Genomic DNA, 2205 nt, shown 5'->3' on the forward strand with positions numbered 1-2205 from the left:
GAAGGTTCTCGCCCCTATATGGCTCCAGAACAGTGGAATAAAGAACCACTGTCTTCTAAAACTGATGTATTTGCTTTAGGTGTAATATTATGCGAATTATTTACTAATGGTTATCATCCAGTGGGGATTAAATTAGGCGATTATTGGCCAAAGCCAATTGGCGAAAATAGTAAAAAGTGGACAGGTACTAAGCCCTGGAAAATTTGGATAAAGAAAGAAGATAAACTTGATAAAAGTGTCTTAACTCAAATACCTTCTGACATTAAAGATTTAATTAGTAGAATGCTTTCTACATCAATATCTCAAAGGCCTTCTATTGAGGAGGTTCTTGAAGAAATATTATCTATAACTAATTCACTTTGCCCTGAGAGCTATAATCAAATTAACTTTCAAATAAATTACCATAATCAGAAAGCACATAATAAACCTCTTAAAGAGTATTGGTCTTATCTTTTTAGTCGTTGGAATAAATTTGAGGAAAAGTTTGCTAGTGGCATTTAACAAGTCGTTTAAACGGAATAAAAACAGCTGGCCATCGCTTCGCGATTATAGCCAACCATTTTTATCCGCTTAACGAGGCGTTAGTTTACAGTTAATTATTCATCCATCGAATTAATATACAAAATCCAATTATCAGCAATTTCTCTAAACTCATGTGATACGTTATGAGTTTCCTTTACGATGTTCCAAAATTCTAAACCAAGTGTTCTTCCAATATTCCAACTTTTCTCATTAATGTTATTAGGTTTTTTTATTCTAATTTCGGGAGTTGGAACATCTCCTTTTGTCGGCATGTATGCCATTGGTAGAATATCATAAGCGGGTGTTAATCCGTTTAACTGTAAATTTTCTAAGAACAAAGAAACATTCCCATTATGGGTGTCACTATTGCCAATAAACCTACTATAAGACAACCAAGTATTTAACAATTCAGAGTCAGAATCACTTAATAAATCCATATCATTTAATTGGATGCTAGCATCTATCCAATTATCTGCATGTCCAGAAAACTCTGCGAGAACAGTCTCTAAGGAAACCATACCTACTTGGCCCTCTAAATCATTTACTACAACACGGTCAAAGCGAGTTACTTCAAGATAAACTCTTTGCTCACTAGTTAACAATTTAGTTAAAGCAGCATGCCCGTTAAAGTTATATAAAGTAGTTAACGCAATATCTTCACATATAAGTAAATCTTTAATTCGAAGGGCAACAGGGTTTCCAATTTCAATAAGTGGTGAATATTTTACGATACTGTATGTTTGATTTTCTTTATCTTCCCATCTGCTGTGAAACTTTGGTTGCTCTCCGCCCGCAGAGTTTGCAATTGCACCCCCTTTGCTTAAATCTATCACGTATCGATCATATTGCTCTAATCTAGAGGGCAGAGTAACTCTATTTGTTTGGAATTTCCTTGGAGACAAAAATTTCGTACATAATTCAAAACAGCCAGGAGTGTCATGAGAATATATTATCAAATATCGTAAGAGATCATCTCCACTCCAATTTTCTGATTTAATTGGAACATTGATTTTAGAGCTCACGTGTTTGGTAATCATTCTACCAATAAAACCCTGAGGTCTTAAGTCTAAAAGGTACCAAGGCAAATCATCATATGGTATAAAACCAGTGTCAGTTTCTAAAACTGTCCCCGTATTTGTGACCCATAATTTTCCTGCAACTGAAACATCGGCTTTATCATTAACTTCACGAATAATTATTGGTTGGTTTACATCAGGAATGTTTCGTAAGTATATGTATTTTGTGTTTTTTCCTTTCCCTAAAGTTATGACTTTACGATCATTTATATATGGAATGAGCCTTCTGGACACTGTTGAATGGCTAACCTGTAGAAAGTTTGCCAATTCTGGAACTGAAACTAATCCATAAATTTGAAAATATGTAACCATGCGATCAGTCATGACGAGAATCCTATTCTTAAATAAACCATAAACTAAAGGGGGTTAGTGGTTTTCTATCAAAGTAGGTGAAGAGAACCTTTAAACCCATCCTATTCCATGTTTAGAGTGATTTCAAAGTATTATTTAAGAATATTGATCGTTATACTGACATACTCTTTAAGCTCATTAGTAATCAGTAAACTAACAAGGCATTTAAACGGAACAAAAACAGTGGGTTACGTTTCGCTTCGGTAACTTCTCATAAACCTGTGGCAACGTTATTTACATCACAAAAATTCACATA

Annotated in this window: 2 protein-coding genes; one reads left to right on the forward strand and one right to left on the reverse strand. The window is 34.2% G+C overall.

Annotation, left to right across the window (positions count from 1 at the left end):
- On the forward strand, nt 1-501 hold a 501-nt coding region (locus tag CXF74_RS21125; protein ID WP_157822510.1), incomplete at its 5' end, for a protein kinase domain-containing protein.
- Between the two features lie 95 nt (nt 502-596).
- On the opposite strand, the gene CXF74_RS21130 is transcribed toward CXF74_RS21125, so the two are convergent.
- Nucleotides 597-1922 (reverse strand): HipA domain-containing protein, encoded by a 1326-nt coding sequence (locus CXF74_RS21130; protein WP_101084586.1) that lies wholly within the window; start codon nt 1920-1922, stop codon nt 597-599.
- Between the last annotated feature and the right edge of the window lie 283 nt (nt 1923-2205).

The organism is Psychromonas sp. Urea-02u-13 (assembly GCF_002835995.1).
In the GTDB taxonomy this organism is placed as follows: Bacteria; Pseudomonadota; Gammaproteobacteria; order Enterobacterales; family Psychromonadaceae; genus Psychromonas.